Origin of the sequence: Bradyrhizobium sp. STM 3561 (assembly GCF_045571455.1) — a bacterium.
Taxonomy (GTDB): domain Bacteria; phylum Pseudomonadota; class Alphaproteobacteria; order Rhizobiales; family Xanthobacteraceae; genus Bradyrhizobium; species Bradyrhizobium vignae.
On sequence record NZ_CP120695.1, the window covers coordinates 6,211,040 to 6,230,637 of the forward strand.

Annotated in this window: 19 protein-coding genes; 6 read left to right on the plus strand and 13 right to left on the minus strand. The window is 64.5% G+C overall.

Annotation, left to right across the window (positions count from 1 at the left end; all coding sequences use genetic code 11):
* Positions 1 to 61: 61 nt before the first annotated feature.
* Positions 62 to 1,456 carry a peptidoglycan-binding protein gene (locus P6U28_RS29510; RefSeq protein ID WP_407120341.1) on the plus strand — a complete coding sequence of 465 codons (1,395 nt, stop codon included), beginning with the start codon at positions 62 to 64 and terminating at the stop codon, positions 1,454 to 1,456.
* Here P6U28_RS29510 and P6U28_RS29515 read toward each other — a convergent pair.
* The 7 genes from P6U28_RS29515 to P6U28_RS29545 form a co-directional block, all read right to left on the minus strand.
* A complete protein-coding gene (locus tag P6U28_RS29515) occupies positions 1,453 to 2,733 on the minus strand; it encodes an RNA polymerase sigma factor (RefSeq protein WP_407120342.1) in 1,281 nt (426 codons plus the stop codon). The two genes, P6U28_RS29510 and P6U28_RS29515, sit on opposite strands and share 4 nt — an antisense overlap.
* A gap of 31 nt (positions 2,734 to 2,764) precedes the next feature.
* Entirely contained in the window at positions 2,765 to 3,166 is a 402-nt protein-coding gene (locus P6U28_RS29520; protein ID WP_122400644.1) for a YciI family protein, read from the minus strand.
* A 125-nt stretch (positions 3,167 to 3,291) separates the two neighbouring features.
* Positions 3,292 to 3,984 carry an AprI/Inh family metalloprotease inhibitor gene (locus P6U28_RS29525; RefSeq protein ID WP_122400643.1) on the minus strand — a complete coding sequence of 231 codons (693 nt, stop codon included), beginning with the start codon at positions 3,982 to 3,984 and terminating at the stop codon, positions 3,292 to 3,294.
* Positions 3,984 to 4,973 (minus strand): 2-hydroxyacid dehydrogenase, encoded by a 990-nt coding sequence (locus tag P6U28_RS29530; RefSeq protein ID WP_407120343.1) that lies wholly within the window; start codon positions 4,971 to 4,973, stop codon positions 3,984 to 3,986. Before P6U28_RS29530 ends, P6U28_RS29525 begins: the two co-directional genes overlap by 1 nt.
* Complete coding sequence (locus P6U28_RS29535) at positions 4,973 to 5,791, minus strand: ABC transporter permease (RefSeq protein WP_407120344.1); 819 nt, start codon at positions 5,789 to 5,791, stop codon at positions 4,973 to 4,975. Before P6U28_RS29535 ends, P6U28_RS29530 begins: the two co-directional genes overlap by 1 nt.
* Entirely contained in the window at positions 5,788 to 6,603 is an 816-nt protein-coding gene (locus P6U28_RS29540; protein ID WP_407120345.1) for an ABC transporter ATP-binding protein, read from the minus strand. The genes P6U28_RS29535 and P6U28_RS29540 overlap by 4 nt, the downstream gene beginning before the upstream one ends.
* 209 nt (positions 6,604 to 6,812) lie before the next feature.
* Positions 6,813 to 7,835 (minus strand): ABC transporter substrate-binding protein, encoded by a 1,023-nt coding sequence (locus tag P6U28_RS29545; RefSeq protein WP_122400639.1) that lies wholly within the window; start codon positions 7,833 to 7,835, stop codon positions 6,813 to 6,815.
* A gap of 138 nt (positions 7,836 to 7,973) precedes the next feature.
* On the opposite strand from P6U28_RS29545, the gene P6U28_RS29550 reads away from it, so the two are divergent.
* The 3 genes from P6U28_RS29550 (at position 7,974) to P6U28_RS29560 (ending at position 11,544) form a co-directional block, all read left to right on the plus strand.
* The gene (locus tag P6U28_RS29550) at positions 7,974 to 8,780 is read left to right on the plus strand and encodes a creatininase family protein (protein ID WP_129143428.1); all 807 of its coding nucleotides are present in this window, start codon (positions 7,974 to 7,976) and stop codon (positions 8,778 to 8,780) included.
* 140 nt (positions 8,781 to 8,920) lie between these two features.
* The gene (locus tag P6U28_RS29555; protein ID WP_407120346.1) at positions 8,921 to 9,184 is read left to right on the plus strand and encodes a hypothetical protein; all 264 of its coding nucleotides are present in this window, start codon (positions 8,921 to 8,923) and stop codon (positions 9,182 to 9,184) included.
* A gap of 431 nt (positions 9,185 to 9,615) precedes the next feature.
* The gene (locus P6U28_RS29560) at positions 9,616 to 11,544 is read left to right on the plus strand and encodes a carbohydrate porin (protein WP_407123123.1); all 1,929 of its coding nucleotides are present in this window, start codon (positions 9,616 to 9,618) and stop codon (positions 11,542 to 11,544) included.
* Positions 11,545 to 11,552: 8 nt separating this feature from the next.
* Here the strand turns inward: P6U28_RS29560 and P6U28_RS29565 are convergent, their stop codons facing one another.
* Together P6U28_RS29565 and P6U28_RS29570 are read right to left on the minus strand one after the other, a co-directional pair.
* Entirely contained in the window at positions 11,553 to 12,284 is a 732-nt protein-coding gene (locus tag P6U28_RS29565; RefSeq protein WP_407120347.1) for a sulfite exporter TauE/SafE family protein, read from the minus strand.
* An 83-nt stretch (positions 12,285 to 12,367) separates the two neighbouring features.
* Entirely contained in the window at positions 12,368 to 12,769 is a 402-nt protein-coding gene (locus tag P6U28_RS29570; protein ID WP_407120348.1) for a hypothetical protein, read from the minus strand.
* A gap of 185 nt (positions 12,770 to 12,954) precedes the next feature.
* On the opposite strand from P6U28_RS29570, the gene P6U28_RS29575 reads away from it, so the two are divergent.
* Entirely contained in the window at positions 12,955 to 14,238 is a 1,284-nt protein-coding gene (locus P6U28_RS29575) for a hemolysin family protein (protein ID WP_407120349.1), read from the plus strand.
* A gap of 27 nt (positions 14,239 to 14,265) precedes the next feature.
* On the opposite strand, the gene P6U28_RS29580 is transcribed toward P6U28_RS29575, so the two are convergent.
* The 3 genes from P6U28_RS29580 to P6U28_RS29590 all read right to left on the minus strand — a co-directional run bounded on the left by P6U28_RS29580 (position 14,266) and on the right by P6U28_RS29590 (position 17,392).
* Complete coding sequence (locus P6U28_RS29580; protein ID WP_122400634.1) at positions 14,266 to 14,517, minus strand: PilZ domain-containing protein; 252 nt, start codon at positions 14,515 to 14,517, stop codon at positions 14,266 to 14,268.
* Positions 14,518 to 14,618: 101 nt separating this feature from the next.
* Positions 14,619 to 16,316 carry an FMN-binding glutamate synthase family protein gene (locus tag P6U28_RS29585; protein WP_407120350.1) on the minus strand — a complete coding sequence of 566 codons (1,698 nt, stop codon included), beginning with the start codon at positions 16,314 to 16,316 and terminating at the stop codon, positions 14,619 to 14,621.
* A gap of 302 nt (positions 16,317 to 16,618) precedes the next feature.
* Positions 16,619 to 17,392 carry a ferredoxin--NADP reductase gene (locus P6U28_RS29590; RefSeq protein ID WP_129143424.1) on the minus strand — a complete coding sequence of 258 codons (774 nt, stop codon included), beginning with the start codon at positions 17,390 to 17,392 and terminating at the stop codon, positions 16,619 to 16,621.
* 372 nt (positions 17,393 to 17,764) lie between these two features.
* Here P6U28_RS29590 and P6U28_RS29595 point away from each other — a divergent pair, with 372 nt between their 5' ends.
* Entirely contained in the window at positions 17,765 to 18,568 is an 804-nt protein-coding gene (locus P6U28_RS29595; protein ID WP_407120351.1) for a RimK family alpha-L-glutamate ligase, read from the plus strand.
* A gap of 95 nt (positions 18,569 to 18,663) precedes the next feature.
* On the opposite strand, the gene P6U28_RS29600 is transcribed toward P6U28_RS29595, so the two are convergent.
* Positions 18,664 to 19,593 carry an amino acid ABC transporter substrate-binding protein gene (locus P6U28_RS29600; RefSeq protein WP_129143422.1) on the minus strand — a complete coding sequence of 310 codons (930 nt, stop codon included), beginning with the start codon at positions 19,591 to 19,593 and terminating at the stop codon, positions 18,664 to 18,666.
* Positions 19,594 to 19,598: the final 5 nt, after the last annotated feature.

Genomic DNA, 19,598 nt, shown 5'->3' on the forward strand with positions numbered 1-19,598 from the left:
AGCCGGTTCACTTTGGCTTGCACGGAGACTCGATAATTCAGTCAATTTGCGGGAGCGGAAAATGATCTCATTCGAGAGCTTGAAAAGCGAATATGAGCGGAATTGGGCCGGTCTCGAAATCCGAGCGGGACGCCTCACTGAGGCGAATGCCGTCGCCCGCAAGGCCCTCAACGGCAAGGCGACCTATCAGCAGATCGAGCGATTGACGGGCGTTCCCTGGTACTTCACCGCGCTCTGTCACTACCGCGAGTCCAACTTCGATTTCGACACGTATCTCGGCAACGGCGAGTCGCTGCATCGTGTCACCACCATCGTTCCGAAAGGGCGCGGTCCATTCGCCACCTTCGTGGACGGCGCCGTGGACGCGTTCAGGATCGAGAACTTCATCGGCGCGCAGGACTGGAGCATCGCGCGGATGCTGTTCCGGCTCGAGGCGTTCAACGGCTTCGGCTATCACGCCAAGGGCGTCAATTCGCCCTATCTCTACGGCGGCTCGACGCTGTACGGCCCGCCAGAGGCAAGGGCCGGAAAATTCGTCCGCGACCACGTGTTCGATTCCAGTCACGTCGATTCCCAGCTCGGCACCGCGGTGATCCTGCATGCGATGATGTCACAGGATTCCTCGATCACGCTCGACAGCGTCCCGCAATTCGCCGGCCGCACCGAGCCGGAGGACGATGTGGCCTCGACGGTCATCCTCATGCAGCAGGCGCTCAACAAGCTCGGCGCCAATCCGCCGCTCGCCGAGGACGGCATCAGCGGACCGAAGACCAGGACCGCCGTCTCGCAGTTTCAGCAGCAGCACGGCCTGAGGGATACCGGGCTGCTCGATGGCGCCACTGTCGCCGCGATCACGCGCGCGATGCAGCAGCCGGGCCCCGCCGCGCAGAACGGCGATCTGTCGCAAATCCTGAAGCGGCTGGAGGACCTCGCGCAAGTGCTGCGACCGTCGGCCGGCGGCGTGACGCTGCCAGCGACTGTGCCGGGCAACACATTGCCTGCCACCAACGACCCGGTCAGCCTGTTCGAGCGGCTTTTCGCCCTCATCAACAAGACGGCGCCCGTGCCAGGACCAGTGAGCCCGACCAGTCCCGCCCCGGTCGATCAGCTGAAGCAGGTCGTCGACCTGCTCGGCACCCTGCTCAACAACGGCGGTGGCAAGCCCATGCTCGGCCAGGTCAACGGCGCACTCGGCGAGACCATCGGCAAGCTGCTCGACGGCAAGAAGACCGCGCTCGGGATCGGCGGCTCGCTGCTCACCGCGCTGCTCTCCTCGGTGACGGCGAGCCCCGATGCGGGCGGTCTTGCCGGTCTGCTCGGAACGATCGTGTCGGCCGTGCCCGGCCTTGGCCAGTTCGCGATGCCGATCTCGCTCGCGCTCACCGTCTGGGGCGTGCTCGGCAAGATGGAGAAATGGGCGCAAGGCACCGCACCGCCGCCGAAGGTGACGACCTAGATATTCTGAGCGTCGAGTGCCGCGGCGCGACGCTGCATCAGCGCGCGTTCGCGCCCGTTCGTCGCAAGATGCGCGGCGGCCTCAAACGCCTGTCGCGCCTCCGCGAGCCGCCCGAGCTTTTGCAGAAAGTCGCCACGAACCGCCGGCAGATGATGATAGGTCGCCAGCGCTGGCGCGCCGGCGACAGCGTCCAGCACGTCGAGCCCGGCTTGCGGTCCCCAGGCCATGCCGACCGCGACCGCGCGATTGAGCTCGATGACCGGCGAGCGCACCAGCTGCGCCAATTCGGCGTAGAGCTGCGCGATGCGATGCCAATCGGTCTCGACGGCAGTCGCCGCTCTGACGTGACATGCCGCAATTGCAGCCTGAAGCACGTAAAATCCTCCGGAGCCACCGAGCTCGGCGGCACATTCGAGCGAGCGGAGGCCGCGGCGGATCTGCACCCAATCCCAGAGCGCGCGATCCTGGTCCATCAGCAGAATGGGATCCCCATTCGCGTCGGTGCGCGCGCGTGTCCGCGCGGCATTCAAATCCATCAGCGCAACGAGGCCGTGAACCTCGGGCTCGTTCGGCGCCAGGCCTGCAAGCACGCGGCCCATACGCAGCGCCTCGTCGCAGAGCTGCGGCCGCAGCCATTCCTCGCCGCGCGCCGCGAGATAGCCCTCGTTGAAGATGAGGTAGACGACCTCCAGCACCGAGGCCAGGCGCTCCGACAGAGCCTCACCACTCGGCGTCTCATAGGCGAGGCCGGAATTCGACAGCGTCCGCTTGGCGCGTACGATGCGCTGGGAGATGGTGGCTTCCGGCACGAGATAGGCGCGTGCGATCTCCGAGGTGGTGAGGCCGCAGATCATGCGCAGTGCCAGCGCCGCGCGAGCTTCGCGCGACAGGATGGGATGACAGGCGGTGAAGACCAGCCGAAGCAATTCATCGCCGATATCATCGTCGAGCGCGGCATCAAAATCGGGCACGATCTCCTGCTCCTGCAACAGGTCGCGCGCCAGCATGTCGTGCTTGTCCAACAGCATCCTGCCGCGGCGCAAGACATCGAGCGCGCGGCGCTTCGCGGTGGTCATGAGCCATGCGCCGGGATTGTCGGGAATGCCGAGGCTCGGCCAGGCCTCGAGCGCCGCGACGAGCGCGTCCTGGGTCAACTCTTCCGCAAGCGGCACGTCGCGCAGCATCCGCGACAGCGTCGCGATGAGCCGCGGCTGCACGATGCGCCAGGTTGCGTGAATCGTGGCACGGATGGCTTGATCGGTGTCGGCGACTGTCATCGCCGCCGACCGTTGCGCGCGGTGCCGTCCATCAGGCGTGCGCAGCCGCCTTCGCATTCACCTCGCAAGCGCCGTCGACGCCCGGCGTGGCGAAGGCCCGCAACTCGCAGGTGCCATCCCAGCCCGGCATGTGGTCGAGGTGCAGCTGCATGAACTCCTTGGCCATGGCCAACGCTTCCGCCTTGTCGCGCAGCTCGAAGATGGCATAGCCGCCGACCACTTCTTTGGCCTCGATGAAGGGACCGTCGACGACGCTCAGTTCCCCGTCGACGATCCGCACCCGTGCGCCGGTCGCAAGTGGCATCAGGCCGCCATTGTCGATCATCCGGCCCGCCTTGATTTCCCGCTCGGAAATCTTCTGCATGGCCTCCATCAGCGCGGGGGTCGGACCTTTCATCGGCTGGCTGGAGGTGACGATGTACATGAAGCGCATGCAAAACTCCTGATAGGGCGAGACACGGCCGGTTCGGCCGCGCGATCAGCTCGCTATTGGGATGACGATCCAGCTGGTGCCGGATCGACATCGGCGCAGGAAAAATTGCAAGAACCGAAAGGCGCCTATTGACGCAGCATGATCAGGGGATCGGCGGTGTCGGGGACGCGCCGCCACTGCGCGTTGTCGTCGGCCTCGAACTGCCAGGCTTCGCCTGCTTTCGACATCAGGATGATCTGGCCGCGCTCGAGCCGCCATTGCGTCGGATTGAACTGCGCGATGGCGGGATCGCATTTCGGCTTGAGGAAGACCTGGAAATTGTCCGGGCCCGCTTCGGTGTTGGTCAGCGTCAACCCGCACACCGGCTGGCCGTTGCCGCGCACCATCGACCAGTCGCCGATCATCTGGTCCATCGATTTGGCCATCGAACGCGCGGCGGCGAGGTCCTGCAGGATGTAGACGCCCTCACCCTGGCGCAGGCCCTCGAAGATGCCGGCCTCGACCTCGGTGAAGTCGATCACGGCTTCACCGGTCGCACCCTGCAAGCGAACGATGTCGAGGCCCTTCACGCTCCAGGCGACGATGTCCTTGGTGAAGGGCAGCGCCGTCTTGCAGGCCGGCTCCAGTTCCAGCTTGAATCCCTGGCCTGCGGCGTCACCTTTGAGCGTGACGACGCAGGTCTTGCTGCGCTCGGTGGTCGAGAGCTCCCACTGCCCGGGCATCTGCTTCTTCAGGGTCGTCGCATCCTGCGCATGCGCGATGCCGATCGCGGCCAAGCTGGTCGCGACGGCGAATGCGACGGCCCGAAGACTTCTCATCAGCGCCCCTTGAACGGCGTTTCGGCAACCGGCGTCAACGGCGCCTTGCCGGCGAACCAGGACTTGAGATTGTCGACGACGAGCTGGTCCATGGCGTTGCGGGTCACCACCGAGGCCGAGCCGATATGCGGCAGCAGCACGACGTTCTGCATGGTCTTGAGCTCGTCCGGCACGTTCGGCTCGGCCGCGAACACGTCGAGGCCGGCGGCGAGGATGGTGCCCGACTTCAGCGCCTGGATCAGCGCCGGCTCGTCGACCACGGAGCCGCGCGCGACGTTGATCAGCACGCCGCGCGGGCCGAGCGCCTTGAGCACCTCGGCATCGATCATCTTGTTGGTGGAGGCGCCGCCCGGCACGATCACCATCAGGGTGTCCACCGCCTTCGCCATCTCGATCAGATCGGGGTAGTGCTCGTAGGAGACGTCCTTGGACGGATTGCGCGAGTGGTAGACCACCGGCACCAGCGAGGCGTCGAGCCGGCGCGCGATGGCCTGCCCGATCCGGCCCATGCCGACGATGCCGACCTTGCGGTCGCGCAGCGAGCCGACGCTGAGCGGATAGTTCTGCGTCTGCCACAGCCCGGAGCGCACATAGCGATCAGCCTTGATGAACTCGCGCAAGGTGGCGATGAGAAGACCCATCGCGACGTCGGCGACCTCCTCGGTCAGCACGTCGGGCGTGTTGGTGACGACGATGTTGTTCTCGGCCGCGTATTTGGCGTCGATGTGGTCGTAACCGACGCCAAAGCTCGCCACCATCTCCAGCTTCGGCAGCTGCGACAGCGAATCCCTGTCGGCACGCACGGTGTGATAGGTCACGGCGACGCCGCGGATCTTGTCGCGGACCGCCGGCGTCAGCCGCTCGAGGTCGCCGCGCGTCTCCGCCTTGTGCACGACGAAATGATCGGAAAAGCCATTCTCGAGGATCGGCCGCACCGGTCCATAAATCAAAAGATCGATCTTTTCGGACGAAATCGAACCGGCAGCCATCAGTTTTCCTTTCCAAGCGCGCTCTCATGCCAGCGCCGTAAAACGAGGTGCGAAACTAGCGCCAGCACCCCATAGATGACAATCCCGGCCAGCGACAACAAAAGCAGCGCGGCGAACATGCGGGGTATGTTCAAGCGGTAGCCTGACTCGGCGATCCTGTAGGCGAGCCCGGAGCCGGCGCCGGCCGTTCCGGCCGCGATCTCGGCCACGACCGCACCGATCAGCGACAGGCCGCCCGCGATGCGCAAACCGCCGAGGATGTAGGGCAGCGCCGCCGGCAGCTTGAGATAGCGCAGCGCTTGCTGTGGCGAGGCGCCGTAGAGCTGGAACAGCCCGGCGAGGTTGCGGTCGACCGAATTCAAGCCCAGCGTGGTGTTCGACAGCACCGGGAAGAAGGCGACGATGAAGGCGCAGACGACGACCGCGGTCTGCTGCTCCAGATAGATCAGCAGCAGCGGCGCGATCGCGATGACCGGCGTCACCTGGAGCACGACGGCATAGGGGAACAGCGAATATTCCAGCCATTTCGACTGGTTGAACACGAGCGCCAGCGCGATGCCGCCGATGCTGGCGGCGACGAAACCTTCGAGCGTGGTCAGAAGCGTGGTGGCGAGCGATTGTGACAGCACCGCCCAGTCCTTGATCAGCGTCAGGACGATGATGGACGGCGCCGGCAGCACGTAAGGCGGGATCTCCTTGATGCGGACCACGAGTTCCCAAGCGAGGAGGCCGGCTGCGAACACGATGACGGGAAGCACGATGCGCATCGCGCTTTGCAAGGCGGACGATCTCGGGGGCACGGGAGCTTGCGCGCTCATAGCGTCGACTGTCCCGAATAGGACGGCGCCAGCGCGGCCGACACCCTGCGGCAATAATCGGAATAGGCGGCCGAGGTGCGAAACTCCTCGCCGCGCGGCTCGACCGTCTCGATGCGGATGTCGGCCTGGATGCGGCCCGGCCGCGCGGTCATGACGACGACGCGCTGCGACAGATAGACGGATTCGAACACGGAATGGGTGACGAAGACGACGGTCTTTCGCAAGGACCGCCACAGCGCGAGCAGATCATTGTTGAGACGGAAGCGCGTGATCTCGTCGAGCGCCGCGAACGGCTCGTCCATCAAGAGAATATCGGGATCGGTGACGAGTGCGCGCGCCAGCGACACCCGCATCTTCATGCCGCCGGATAGTTCGCGCGGAAACGCGCCGGCGAAATCGGCGAGGCCGACGCTGGCCAGCGCCGCGTCGGCACGCGCGCGCCCCTCCGCCTTCGGCACGCCTGCGAGCTTCAAGGGCAGCCGCACGTTCTCACGCACGTTGGTCCAGGGCATCAGGGTCGGCTCCTGGAATACGAAGCCAATGCCGTGACCCGGCAACACCTCACCCTCGTGCCGGGCCAGCCGCACCGTACCTGACGACGGCGCGCTGAGCTCGGCGATCAGCCGCAACACCGTCGACTTGCCGCAGCCGGACGGCCCCAGCAGCGAGATGAACTCGCCCTTGCGGACAGTGAGGTCGAACGGGCCAAGCGCCATGACGCCGTTGTCGTAGACCTTCGTCACGCCACGCAGGCTGACGGCGAGCGCGGTCAGGCTGGCCTCGACGGCGGGCGAGGTTCTGCTCTCTACCATCGATCGCAGGCTGTTGTGGGGCTCGGTCGCGCCGCGTCTCGCACCTCTCCCCAACGGGGAGAGGTCGCGCCGAAGGCGCGTGTGAGGGGGCGCCGTTCCCACGCGTGAGCGTAACCGCTCACCCGCATCGCACCTAGCGATGCGATGCGACCTCTCCCTTCGGGAGAGGTGAACGATGCGGCTACGCCTCGGTTTGATCTCGGCATGCGCTACGGCTTGTTCGGGCGGAGCTCGACGCCGACGCCCTTGTTGACGAAGCGCAGCGTGTAGGATTTGCGGAAGTCGAGATCCGCCTTCACGACGCCGGCCTTGACCATCTTGTTGAAGAAGGAGGCATAGCGCTCGTCGCTCATGGCGCCGATGCCGTTCTTCAAGGAATCCCCGGAATCGACGATGCCGTGCTCCTTCATCTTGGCCACGGAATAGGCCAAAAGATCGTCGGTCATTTCCGGGTTGAGCTGCTTGATCAGGGCATTGCCGGCGGAATTGTCGCGGTAGATGTAATTGTACCAGCCGATCATGGAGGCATCGACGAAGCGCTGGACCAGGTCGGGCTTCTTCTCGACGATCTCGCGGCGGGTCTCGATCAGCGTCGAATAGGTGTTGAAGCCGTGATCGGCGAGCAGCAGCACGTTGGGCTTGAAGCCGGCGGCCTTTTCCACGGCAAACGGCTCGGAGGTGACGTAACCCTGCATCGCGCTCTTGGGATTGGCGATGAAGGGCTGCGGATTGAAATTATAGGGACGGACGTTCTTCTCGCTGAAGCCGTATTCGGACTTCAGCCATTGGAAGTAGCTGGTCATGCCCTCCTTGGAGACGAACAGCGTCAGCGGCTTGAGATCCTCGATCTTGCCGATCTTCGCGTCCGGATGGGTCAGCATCACCTGTGGATCCTTCTGGAAGATCGCGGCGATGGTGACGACGGGGACGTTGCTGGCGACCGCATCGAATGACATCAGCGTGTTCGCGGCCATGAAGAAGTCGATCTTGCCCGCGATCAGCAGCATCCGGTTGTTCTCGTTGGGACCACCGGGGACGATGGTGACGTCGAGCCCATACTTCTTGTAGGTGCCGTCGGCGACCGCCTGGAAGAAGCCGCCATGCTCGGCCTCCGCGACCCAATTGGTGCCGAAGGTGACCTTGTCGAGCGTCTCGGCCAGCGCGGGTGCAAAGGAGGCGAGAGCGGCCAACAAGCCCGCAATTAACGCTCGCCGCAGATGAAAGGGGGTCATGATGGCACTCCGTCGATCGTGGCTGGCCGATGTGAACGCAACGCGATAAAACCGCATGACATCAGGGGACGCGAGCCGGCCAGGCCCGCGTCCCCTCATACCCCAAATTACGTGACAAATTCGGGCAAGGAAACCTCGATGACGCCGCCCCGTGACTGGATCGACATCGACTGGGCTCATGCAGGCCCAGCGGAAGTGTCGCGCTGGATCGCGGTGCTGCCGCTGGCGGCGACCGAGCAGCATGGCCCGCATCTGCCTCTTACGACTGACGTGCTGATCGCGGACGCTTATCTGGCGCGTGTGCGCGAACTGCTGCCCGAAAGCGTTCCAGCCAGTTTCCTCCCCGTCGAGCCAATCGGGATTTCCACCGAGCATATCGACTATCCGGGCACGCAGACGCTGCCGACTGAAATTGCGCTGAAGAAATGGACCGGGATCGGCGAGGAGGTTGCACGCCGCGGCGTGAAGAAGCTCGTCCTCATCACCAGCCATGGCGGCAACAGCGCGGCGATGATGCTGGTCGCGCAGGATCTGCGCGCGCATCACAAGCTGTTCGTGGTGACGACCTCGTGGTCGCGGCTCTCTGCGGCGGAGAAATTGTTCCCGGCCGATGAAGTGCGCCACGGCATTCACGGCGGCGCGGTCGAGACCTCGATCATGCTGGCGCGCTATCCGGATCAAGTGCGCATGAATGCGATCGCGGATTTTCCCGCGAGCAGCATCGCGATGGAGCAGCAGTATCGCTGGCTGTCGACGCAGCGGCCGGCGCCATTCGCCTGGCAGGCGCAGGATCTCAACCCCAGCGGCGCCGTCGGGAATGCGACGCTGGCCCTGCCTGAGAAGGGCGAGCAGCTGCTCGATCAGGGCGCGCGCGCCTTTTGCGAGCTGCTGCGTGAGGTCGATAACTTCGACGTGAACAGGCTCGCCAGGGGCCCTCTCGGTTAGCGGACATCCTCCTGGATTCATTCAGGAAAGATCTGTTCTCGGCGGCCAAATCTCCGCTCTTCGAACCGGCCGCGAAGAGCCTCCGTCCAACTGAGCACGCGGGCCACAACGGACCGCCTCAACCCCGGATGGAGTTTCACATGTCGATCAAGACCAAGATTGCCGCCGCAGCTCTCGCTGCCCTCGCTGTGACCGGCAGCATCGTGTCCACCACCTCCTCGGCCGAAGCGAAGCAGCCCGGCTGGGTTTGGGGTGTCGGCGCCGGCATCGCCACCGCCGCCGTCGTCGGCTCCGCGATCGCTGCCAGCAACGACCCCTATTATTACGGCTATCACCGCTGCCGCTGGGTCGCCCAGTACAACGCCTTCGGCCAGTACGTCGGCCGCGTTCGTACCTGCTACTGATTCGAGTACCTGAGGCCGATCTCACACGTGGATCCCGCGTCCGACACGGGCGCCTCATCCACCCCGTGTCGTGCCCCCGACCCGCCCGGCTGTCCCCCCGGGCGGGTCATCCTTTTTGCGCTGGGGAATTTGTTGCAGCCCCGTCACACAAGGGTGCGAACCATCACCTGCGGCAATCCGCGCTAATTGCTATTGCGAATTAATTGCAATAAGGTTCGCTGCACATGCAGGGACTTGGGAAGAAAGCGCGTCGAAACCGGATCATCTTGGCCGACGCGCGAAAGCACCGGGCCTGATGACAGGGCCGCCGCGAATCGGCAGGGATGTCGCGGCGGGTGGACGACATTCGCGTTTTGGGGGCGTGCGTTTTGACGTTGAGAGGTCACCGTTACAGGTATTTGCGGACAGCCGCGGCAGTCGCCTCGGGCGTGATGGTTTTTCCCGCCGTCAGCCGCGCGGCCGATCTGCCGCTGAAGGCGCCGCTGAAAGCGGTCTATGACTGGACCGGCCTCTATATCGGCGCGCATGTCGGCGTCACCCGCGGCACGTCCTCGGCAACGCTGACCGATCCCACGCTTGCGACCGACAACAATGTGTTCACCGGCGCGACCGGCGGCGTCCAGGCCGGCTACAATTGGCATTTCAATTCGGGCCTGCTGCTCGGCGTCGAAGGAGACATCTCGTTTCCGAACTATCTGCCCTCCAACCACGTCGTGTCATCGGCGGCGACTGCGCTGTCGGGTGCGGAGGAACGCTGGGACTATGTCGCGAGCCTGCGCGCGCGGCTCGGCTACGCCAATGGCAATTGGCTGTTCTACGCCACCGGCGGCGCGGCCTTCGCCGGCGAGCGTTTTCTTTCGACGCCGACCGGCGGCGTCGAAGAAAAAGTGCTGCACACGCGGTTCGGCTGGACCGCGGGTGGCGGCGTCGAATACGCCTTCGCGCCGCATTGGAGCGCGCGGCTCGAATATCTCTACAGCAAGTTCGAGAACGTGGGCGTCACCTTCCCCTCCGCCGCGCAATATTCGTCGTCGATGGATTTTCACAGCCTGCGGATCGGCCTCAATCGCAAGATCGACTGGCCGGGCGTGCCGACCTACAATCCAAAGTCGGATATCACCGATACCGAGTCGAATCGCTGGGAGATTCACGGCCAGTCGACCGCGCTGGGACAGGGCTATCCCGCGTTCCGCGCACCCTATACCGGTCCGAACAGCCTGATCCCGTCGCCGGATTTTCAGCAGACCTGGAGCAACTCGCTCTATCTGAATGCACGGCTGTGGGACGGTGGCGAAGTCTATTTCAATCCCGAGCTGCTGCAGGGCTTCGGCTTCAACAACACGACGGGTGCCGCCGGCTTCCCCAATGGTGAAGCGCAGAAGTCCGGCTTCCCCTATCCGCATTTCAACGCCTCCCGGCTGTTCGTGCGCCAGACCTTCGGCTTCGGCGGCGAGCAGGAGGAGCTGGCGAGCGGCCAGCTGCAGCTTGCCGGCAAGGTCGACGTCTCGCGCCTGACCTTGCAGGTCGGCAAGTTCTCCGTGGTGGACGTGTTCGACGGCAATTCCTACGCGCATGATCCGCGCAAGGATTTCATGAACTGGTCGATCTGGGCCTCCGGCGCCTTCGACTATGCCGCCGACAAGCTCGGCCTCGGCTATGGCGCCACGGCCGAATTGAACCAGAAGCAATGGGCGTTGCGCGCGGGCTATTTCCTGATCGGCGCGGAGTCGAACTCCAACAATTTCGACATGAACGTTGGCCGGCGCGGCGAATATGTGATGGAGCTGGAGACGCGCTATTCGCTGTTCGGCCAGCCGGGCAAGCTGCGCACGCTAGGTTTCGTCAACAGCGCTTTCGCCGGCAGCTATCGCGAGACGCTGGACAATCCCGCGTTCGGCGTGGATATCAGCCAGACTCGCCGCGGCCGTATCAAATATGGATACGCGTTCAACCTCGAACAGGCCATCACCGACGACATCGGCATGTTCGGCCGCTGGAGCTGGAATGACGGCCGCAACGAGATCATGACCTTCACCGACATCGATAGCAGCCTATCCGGCGGCGTCTCGGTCAAAGGCACCAAATGGGGCCGGCCCGACGACGTCGTCGGCATCGCCGGCGCCATCAATGCGCTGTCGCAGGACCATCGCGACTTCATCGCCGCCGGCGGTCTCGGGCCGCTGATCGGCGACGGCCGCCTCAACTATCGCCGCGAACGCGTGCTGGAGACCTACTACGCCTACGCGCTGAACAAGGCGCTGACCTTCACTGCCGACTACCAGCTCATCGTCAATCCCGCCTATAACGCGGACCGCGGCCCGGTATCGGTGTTTTCAGGACGGCTGCACGGGGAGTTCTGAGCGGCGGCTCAGAACAGCACCGCGGCGCCCGAGACGAACAGCAGCGCCAGCACGATCTTGCGGAACGTGGCCTCGTCGATCCGGCCGAACAGCTTCAGCCCAAGCCACGTTCCGGCGAACAGGAACGGCAGGCCGAGCGCAAACAGCTTCGCCGTGTCGAGTGAGAGCGCCCCCTTGGCGCCCAGCCAGAGCGCCGCCATGACGAACACCACGACTGCGACCGGCTGGAATGTGGCACGCTGCACGTCCTTGGGCAGACCGCGCAGATTGCACCAGATGGTGACGACGATGCCGGCAAGACCTGTCAGCCCGCCAAGCAGGCCGTTGACGAAGCCGACCGCGATGTCGGCGGCCGGCGTCACGGTGCCCACGAGCTTGAGCTGCGGCCGGAAGAATGCATAGAGACTATAGGCGATCAGAATTGCGCCAACCGCGATGCGGACACTCTTCGGATCAGCCCAGGTCAGAAGCGACACCCCGGCCGGCACGCCGATGACTGCACCGGCGATGAAAGGCCAGAGTCGGCGCCAGTCGAGCGCAGCGCGCAGCTTCCAGACCGAATAGCCCTGGACGAGAAGACCGAAGCCGACGATCAGGCTGGCGCTCTGAAGCGGCGTCAGCACGTAGAGCCATAGCGAAGCCGCGATGAGACCGAAGGCGAAGCCGGAAAGGCCGGCAACGAAGGCGCCGGCGAAGGTGGCAAGCAGGAAAAGCGGAAGCTCGGTGGCGATCCCGTCCATTGCTCGCTCCATGAATCAGCGAGCAGCGCTTGCGTGGGATCACCACTTCACGGGGAGGCTGCGACATCCCCGGGGCTGCGAGCCTAGATGAAATCGCCTCCGCTCACAACGGACTCTACGCCGCCCGGATCGCGTCCAGGAATTTTCCGACCTCGCTCTTGAGACGCGTGCTCTCGCCGGACAGCGATCTGGCCGACGCGGGCACGTTGGGGGAGGCCGATCCGGTCTGGCTCGTGCCGCGCAGCGTCGCGCACGCCATAGAAGATCTGGATCGCTGGCACGATCACGGTCGCCAATTCGTCGGCGTTGGTGCCGTACTTGCCGTCGCTTCGGGCTGCGGGAATCTCCTTGTCCACGGCAGCCGCGGCCTTACCGAAATAGGATTCGGTTGCCGCCTTCATAGCGGTCGCGATCCGGGGCGGATTTCCGAGCTGGTCGATGCCGGCCTCGATGCGCTTGCGGCCGGCCTCCACGCGCCCCTGCATGCGATCCATCAGCGAGAGTTCGGCCGCGGTGAGCGGGCGGCGTGATCGTGAAGGACGGTGAAAACGCCCCCGCGCGGGGTTCCCCGAGGGCCGGATGCGCAGAATTGCCGGCACCTCCCCACCGAATACCTATATCAATGGCGTGCGCCGCCATCCGGCCACTCTTACTTACCTCCGGAATGTCAATGCTCTCGCTGGAACTCGTCATCGTCGTCGTCCTGATCGTCATCAACGGCCTGCTCTCCATGTCCGAACTGGCGGTGGTGTCGTCGCGTCCGGCGCGGCTGTCGCTGCTCGCGGCCAAGGGCGTGCGCGGCGCCGAGCGGGCGCTGACGCTGGCGGCTGATCCCGGCAAGTTCCTGTCGACAGTGCAGATCGGCATCACGCTGGTCGGCGTGCTCTCCGGCGCGTTCTCGGGCGCGACACTCGGGCAGCGGCTGACGCAATGGCTGCTCGAGCTCGGCCTCTCCTCAGGGCTTGCCGACATCGTCGGGGTCGGCATCGTGGTCACGCTGATCACCTACGCCACCTTGATCGTCGGCGAGCTGGTGCCGAAGCAGGTCGCGCTGCGCGACCCCGAAAGCATCGCAGTCCGGGTCGCGCCCGCCATGCACGTGCTGGCGAAGATATCGCTGCCGCTCGTCTTTCTGCTCGACGTCTCCGGCAAGCTGATCCTCACGCTGCTCGGCCGCGGCGGCAAGGCCGAGGAGAAGGTCTCGGAGGACGAGATCCATCATCTCGTCAGCGAGGCCGAGAGCGCGGGCGTGCTCGAGCCCGGCGAGAAGGAGATGATCGCCGGCGTGATGCGGCTCGGCGACCGGCCGGTCGGCGCGGTCATGACGCCGCGCACGGAGGTCGACGAGATCGACCTGAACGACGATCCGGCCGCCATCCGCGAGATCATCGCCAAGAGCCCGCATTCGCGCTTCCCCGTCTCTGACGGCGACCGCGACAGGCCGATCGGCGTGCTCCAGGCCAAGGACCTGCTGGTTGCCTATATGAACGAACGTAATCCGGACCTGCGCGGGCTCGTGCGCGAGGCGCCCGGCATCCCGGTGTCGGCGGATGCGCGCGACGTGCTGACCATCCTGAAAGCGGCTCCGGTTCACGTCGGTTTCGTCTATGACGAATACGGCGCCTTCGAAGGCATGGTGACGGCCGCCGACATCCTCGAGTCGATCGTCGGCGCCTTCCATTCCGAGGAAGGACCGCCCGAGCCGGCCTTCATCAGGCGCGCCGACGGCTCACTGCTGATCTCCGGCTGGATGCCGGTCGACGAATTCGGCGAGCTGCTCGGCGTCGAATTGCCGCCGCACCGCTACAACACGGTCGCAGGCCTCGTGCTGCAACAGTTCAATGCGCTGCCCAATGTCGGCGACGCCTTTGATTTTTCCGGCTGGCACATCGAGGTGGTCGATCTCGACGGGCGGAGGATCGACAAGATCCTGGCGAGCCGGCGCGGCGAGTAGGCGGCGACGTGGGCAAACTCGCTCCGGCTAACTCGACCCTCGCCCGAAGCTCACGCCGATCCGCTTTTCCTTGCGCCAGATTACGGTGCAGGGCAGATGTCGTCCGTCGGACTGGACGAACAGGGTGAACTGCTCGGGGATACCGACGGGGCTCGTCACGTCGAGCGCAGCGCCCCCGCTCGAAAAGTTACGGACGGTGCAATCGATCGCGCCGCCGCCGAATTCGATCGTTGCGGCCTTCAGCACGCGTTGCCTGCCATCGTTGCGTCGCTCGTTCATGCCCCCAATTTGCACGCAAAGCTGACACAAACGTTAAGATCTCATCGCTCCGGGTAAATTTGCACGGGGATAGCCGGCGGAATCATGCGGCGGAGCTGCGCTCACAGCGCGGGCTGGAACGTCTCGGCACGCGCCATCCGCCAACCGTCGTGGAAGCGCGGATCTTCCGTACCCTCGAGCAGCTCGCCCGGGCGCAGCGCGGGATACAGCTGGGCGAAGGACTTCACCTGGGTCGTCGACGTCCGTTGGCTGAAATGGATCGGCCGCAACTGCTGCGGATGTTCGAGGCCGGCCGCGGCGATCAGCTCGGTCAGCGATTGCAGGGTCGCATGGTGATAATTGTGCACGCGGTCGATCTTGAGCGGCACGTAGAGCGCGCGCGCCCGCGTCGGGTCCTGCGTCGCCACCCCGGTCGGGCAGCGGTCGGTGTGGCAGCTCAGCGACTGGATGCAGCCGAGCGAGAACATGAATCCGCGCGCCGAATTGCACCAATCGGCACCGATCGCCATCGCGCGCGCCATGTCGAACGCGGTGGCGATCTTGCCGGAGGCGCCGATCTTGATGCGGTCGCGTGCATTGATGCCGACCAGCGCGTTGTGGACGAAATTGACGCCCTCGCGCATCGGCATGCCCAGATGATCCATGAACTCCAGCGGAGCGGCGCCGGTGCCGCCCTCATTGCCGTCGACGACGATGAAGTCGGGATAGATCCCGGTCTCGATCATCGCCTTGCAGATCGCCAGGAATTCCCAGGGATGGCCGATGCACAGCTTGAAGCCGGCCGGCTTGCCGCCGGAGAGGCGGCGCATCTCCGCGATGAACTGCATCATGCCGATAGGCGTGGAGAAGACCCGGTGCGAGGCCGGCGAGATGCAGTCCTCGCCCATCGCCACGCCGCGGATTTTCGAGATCTCCTCCGAGACCTTGGCCGCCGGCAGCACGCCGCCATGGCCGGGCTTGGCGCCCTGGCTGATCTTGAGCTCGACCATCTTGATCTGGTCGTCGCTGGCGACGCGCGCGAACGCCTCGGGGTCGAAGGAGCCGTCGAGGTGACGGCAGCCGAAATAGCCTGAGCCGATCTCCCAGATGATGTCGCCGCCCATCTCGCGGTGATAGGGGCTGACGCCGCCCTCGCCGGTGTCGTGCGCGAAGCCGCCCTTCTTGGCGCCGGCGTTCAGGGCCCGCACCGCATTCGGGCTGAGCGCGCCGAAGCTCATCGCCGAGATGTTGAACACCGAGGCCGAATAGGGCTTTGCGCAATCCGGCCCACCGATCACGACACGGAATTTTTCCTTGGCATGCGGCTTCGGCGAGACCGAGTGATGCATCCACTCGTAACCCTCGCGATAGACGTCCTCCTGGGTGCCGAACGGACGCTTGTCGAGCTCCATCTTGGCGCGCTGATAGACCACCGCGCGGGTGTCGCGCGAGAACGGCATGCCGTCCTTCTCGCTCTCGAAGAAGTACTGCCGCATCTCGGGCCGGATTTCTTCGAGCAGGAAGCGGATGTGCGCGGAGATCGGGTAGTTGCGCAGCACCGCGTGGCTCTTCTGCAAGAGATCGCGGATGCCGAGCAGCGTCAGCCCGCCGAAGATCAGGATCGGGACCAGCAGAATGTCGAAGATCTTGCGGTCGACGATGCCGATGCCGATCAAGAGCGCGGTGACCACCGCGCAGATCGTCAGCACGATGAAGCGCGGCGAGAAGGGCAGCAGCAGGGTTTCCAGGATCCCCTCTTCCACCAGCGGCAGACGTTTCGGAGCTTCCTGCGTCTTGTTGTCGTCGGCCACGATTCCCATCCTCTCGCCAGCATAAGGCGGTACGATACGCCTTTGCCTGTCATACGGATATGACGCGGCCCCTGTTTCAGGCTAGCGAATTCGGCCGAGACAAATCAATCAGCCCGATGGACGGGTTTTGCGGTGCAGCAGAGGGACGGGGCTGGGTTAGCCTGCAAGCGGCCGCAAGCCAGGCGGTGTCCCGGGCAAGCGTAAGCGCAGACCCGGGATCCAGAATACAACACCATACGATGCGCGAGATGGGCCCCGGCTCTGCAGCGCAGCGCTGAAAGGCGCTGCGTCCGGGGCACGAGGCGTGGCGCTTACCGCTCGACGAAGGCCTTCTCGATCACGAAATGGCCGGGCTTGTTGCCGCTTCCTTCGACGAAATCGCGGCTCTCGAACATCGCCTTCAGCTCTTCGAGCATCGCCGGGCTGCCGCACATCATGATGCGGTCGGTTGCGATGTCGAGCGGGCCTTGGCCGATATCGTTGAAGATCTGCTCGGAGTTGATGAGGTCGGTGATGCGGCCGCGGTTCCTGAACGGCTCGCGGGTCACGGTCGGGTAGTAGACGAGCTTGTCCGCGAGCAGCTCGCCGAACAGCTCATCCTCGCGCAAGGTCGCGACGAGCTTCTCGCCATAGGCGAGCTCGGAGACTTGGCGGCAGCCATGCACCAGCACGATCGACTCGAACTGGTCGTAGACCTCGGGGTCCTTGATCAGGCTGGCGAAGGGCGCGAGGCCCGTGCCGGTCGAGAGCAGCATCAGCCGCTTGCCGGGAAGCAAATTGTCGGTGATCAGCGTGCCGGTCGCCTTGCGGCCGACCAGGATGGTGTCGCCTTCCTTGATCTTCTGCAGGCGCGAGGTCAGCGGGCCGTCCTGCACCTTGATCGAGAAGAACTCGAGCTGTTCCTCGTGATTGGCGCTCGCCATGCTGTAGGCGCGCAGCAGCGGGCGGCCATCGATCTCCAGGCCGATCATGGCGAACTGGCCGTTCTGGAACCGGAAGCCGGTATCGCGCGTGGCCCGGAAGCTGAACAGCGTGTCGGTCCAGTGGTGGACGGAAAGAACCTTCTCTCGGTAAAACGCGCTCATGATTTTCGATATTCCGAATAACTGCGGTTTTAGGGCAAAAGCGTTGCCCGGCCCTGAAAACGGGCGGTCACCATTGCCATGGCGGAGGATTTCGCGTGTGTGATCTACGCCATTGAGACCAATAATCAACCTCGTTTCGGATGCAATTGATGCCGATCAAACCGGCATTTGCGGCAGAACTGGCCACATCATCAATGAATCTGCTGCCGGACAGGCGCGGAGGGCAATTTCTTTCCTCCCTGATGCGTGGTCGGAGCACTTAATTTCCGTCGCGCTCGCGAGAATTTCATTAAGAATAGCTCTGATTTTCATCCCGATTGGCGCCGCTTCCCGCATTTTTGCGGCTTTTGGCGACAGGAGCGACGAAGGACAATGGCAAGCGGCGAGCGAATCTTCGTTCAGGCGATCAGGCACTATTGCGCGGACCGCGGCATTGCAGTCGATGTCCGCTCCGGCGGCTGGCTGATCGCGATGCGGCGGGGACCGAAGCGCCACTTCGCCTTCGGCTATGACATCGGCCTCAACAGCGCCATCGCGCACCGCCTCGCCAACGACAAATCGGCCACCGCGGAGGCGCTGGCGCTGGCGGACGTGCCCTGCGTTCCCCATCGACTCTTCCTCAACCCGAGGCTGGGCAAGGATGTCGTTGGTGCCGCCTGGCGAGAGGCAATGGTTGGGCTGCTTCAGAACCATCCGCACGGCGTGGTGGTGAAGCCGAACGAGGGGACATCGGGGCGCTCGGTGTTCAAGGTGACAACGGAGGCGGAGCTGGACCACGCCGCCAGCGAGGTCTTTTCGATGAGCACAGGGCTCGTGATCTCGCCCTACATCGCCATCGAGGAGGAGGTCCGCGTGGTGCTGCTCGATGATGTTCCCCAAGTCGTCTACAGCAAGCAGCGTGGCTCGGATTGGCGGCACAATCTCGATGCCGGCGCAAAGCCGGTGCTGCTCGCGGACGGCGAGCTTCGCGCGGCTTGCGTGAAGCTCGCGAGCGATGCCGCGCGCGCCATTGGTATTGCCTTCGCGTCAATCGACGTGGTCCGTGCCGGCGGCAAATGGAAAGTGCTCGAGATCAATTCCGGCGTGATGATGGAGGCGCTGGGCAAACTGCATCCGGAGCTGGTGCAGGCGACGTATGACGCGGCGCTTGATCGGGTGTTTGGGGGAAGCCGCTGAGCGCCACGTGCACGCTGCAATCCCTTCTCCCCTCGTGGGCCGACGAGGGGGATAGGTGAACCGAGATCGCCGCGCGAGCGTTACAACAACTCCCCCTAATTATTGCCGCTGGGCGAATCGTCCATGGCCTTGAAGGCCTCTTCCAGTTGCAGCGAGATCGGCACGTTCAGGCGTTCGCCCGTGGGCAGCCTCGCAGTGAACCATTTGTTGTAGAGCGGGACGAGGTCGCGGTTGGAGCCGAGCTTGCGGAAGGCGCGCTCGACCACGGCGGAAAGTTGCGGCTCGCCTTTCCTGAACATGATGCCGTAGGGGTCGTAGGACAGATAGTCCCCGACCACGCGAAAATATTCCTGCGCCTTGTGGCGGGCGATCAGGCCGTAGAGCAGGATGTCGTCGGTCGCGAACGCATCCGCCTTGCCGTCGGCTACCATCCGGAACGACTGCTCGTGATCCGGCGCGGTGACGATGTTGAGGCCGAGCGAGAGCTTCTTGTCGACGGCGTGCATCGCCTGCTCGTTGGTCGTGCCCTTGGTCACCACCACGGTCCTGCCCTTCAAATCTGCGACACCGGAAACAGCCGCTCCCTTCGGCACCATCAGCTTGGTTCCGGCGACGAACATCAGCGGCGAGAAGGCGACGCGCTTGCCGCGCTCGGCATTGGCGGTGGTCGAGCCGCATTCGAGGTCGATCTTGTTCTGGAGCACGGCGTCGATCCGGTCGTCCGAGGTGACCTTGACGTACTCGATTCTGAGATTGGGATCGTCGACCTCGACGCCGATCTCCTCGACAATGGCCTCGCAGAGCTCGAGGCTATAGCCGATCGGACGGCCGGACTGATCGAGGAAGGAGAACGGCGGTGAGCTCTCGCGATAGCCGAGCCGCACGGCGTGCGCTGTCTTGATGGCCGACAGCGTGGGGCTCAGCCCTTCGCTGCCGGTCTGGGCGGACGCCGCAGTCGCGAGCAGCAATGCTGCCGCGAGCCACAGGATGCCGCCGATCACTGACCTCGCCAGTGCCTGGCCCATGGTTC

Bases quoted from the DNA above. Each gene is read 5' to 3' on its own strand.
- P6U28_RS29510 (WP_407120341.1), top strand. From the start codon at position 62: ATGATCTCATTCGAGAGCTTGAAAAGCGAATATGAGCGGAATTGGGCC.
- P6U28_RS29515 (WP_407120342.1), bottom strand. From the start codon at position 2,733: ATGACAGTCGCCGACACCGATCAAGCCATCCGTGCCACGATTCACGCA.
- P6U28_RS29520 (WP_122400644.1), bottom strand. From the start codon at position 3,166: ATGCGCTTCATGTACATCGTCACCTCCAGCCAGCCGATGAAAGGTCCG.
- P6U28_RS29525 (WP_122400643.1), bottom strand. From the start codon at position 3,984: ATGAGAAGTCTTCGGGCCGTCGCATTCGCCGTCGCGACCAGCTTGGCC.
- P6U28_RS29530 (WP_407120343.1), bottom strand. From the start codon at position 4,973: ATGGCTGCCGGTTCGATTTCGTCCGAAAAGATCGATCTTTTGATTTAT.
- P6U28_RS29535 (WP_407120344.1), bottom strand. From the start codon at position 5,791: ATGAGCGCGCAAGCTCCCGTGCCCCCGAGATCGTCCGCCTTGCAAAGC.
- P6U28_RS29540 (WP_407120345.1), bottom strand. From the start codon at position 6,603: ATGGTAGAGAGCAGAACCTCGCCCGCCGTCGAGGCCAGCCTGACCGCG.
- P6U28_RS29545 (WP_122400639.1), bottom strand. From the start codon at position 7,835: ATGACCCCCTTTCATCTGCGGCGAGCGTTAATTGCGGGCTTGTTGGCC.
- P6U28_RS29550 (WP_129143428.1), top strand. From the start codon at position 7,974: ATGACGCCGCCCCGTGACTGGATCGACATCGACTGGGCTCATGCAGGC.
- P6U28_RS29555 (WP_407120346.1), top strand. From the start codon at position 8,921: ATGTCGATCAAGACCAAGATTGCCGCCGCAGCTCTCGCTGCCCTCGCT.
- P6U28_RS29560 (WP_407123123.1), top strand. From the start codon at position 9,616: ATGGTTTTTCCCGCCGTCAGCCGCGCGGCCGATCTGCCGCTGAAGGCG.
- P6U28_RS29565 (WP_407120347.1), bottom strand. From the start codon at position 12,284: ATGGACGGGATCGCCACCGAGCTTCCGCTTTTCCTGCTTGCCACCTTC.
- P6U28_RS29570 (WP_407120348.1), bottom strand. From the start codon at position 12,769: ATGCAGGGGCGCGTGGAGGCCGGCCGCAAGCGCATCGAGGCCGGCATC.
- P6U28_RS29575 (WP_407120349.1), top strand. From the start codon at position 12,955: ATGCTCTCGCTGGAACTCGTCATCGTCGTCGTCCTGATCGTCATCAAC.
- P6U28_RS29580 (WP_122400634.1), bottom strand. From the start codon at position 14,517: ATGAACGAGCGACGCAACGATGGCAGGCAACGCGTGCTGAAGGCCGCA.
- P6U28_RS29585 (WP_407120350.1), bottom strand. From the start codon at position 16,316: ATGGGAATCGTGGCCGACGACAACAAGACGCAGGAAGCTCCGAAACGT.
- P6U28_RS29590 (WP_129143424.1), bottom strand. From the start codon at position 17,392: ATGAGCGCGTTTTACCGAGAGAAGGTTCTTTCCGTCCACCACTGGACC.
- P6U28_RS29595 (WP_407120351.1), top strand. From the start codon at position 17,765: ATGGCAAGCGGCGAGCGAATCTTCGTTCAGGCGATCAGGCACTATTGC.
- P6U28_RS29600 (WP_129143422.1), bottom strand. From the start codon at position 19,593: ATGGGCCAGGCACTGGCGAGGTCAGTGATCGGCGGCATCCTGTGGCTC.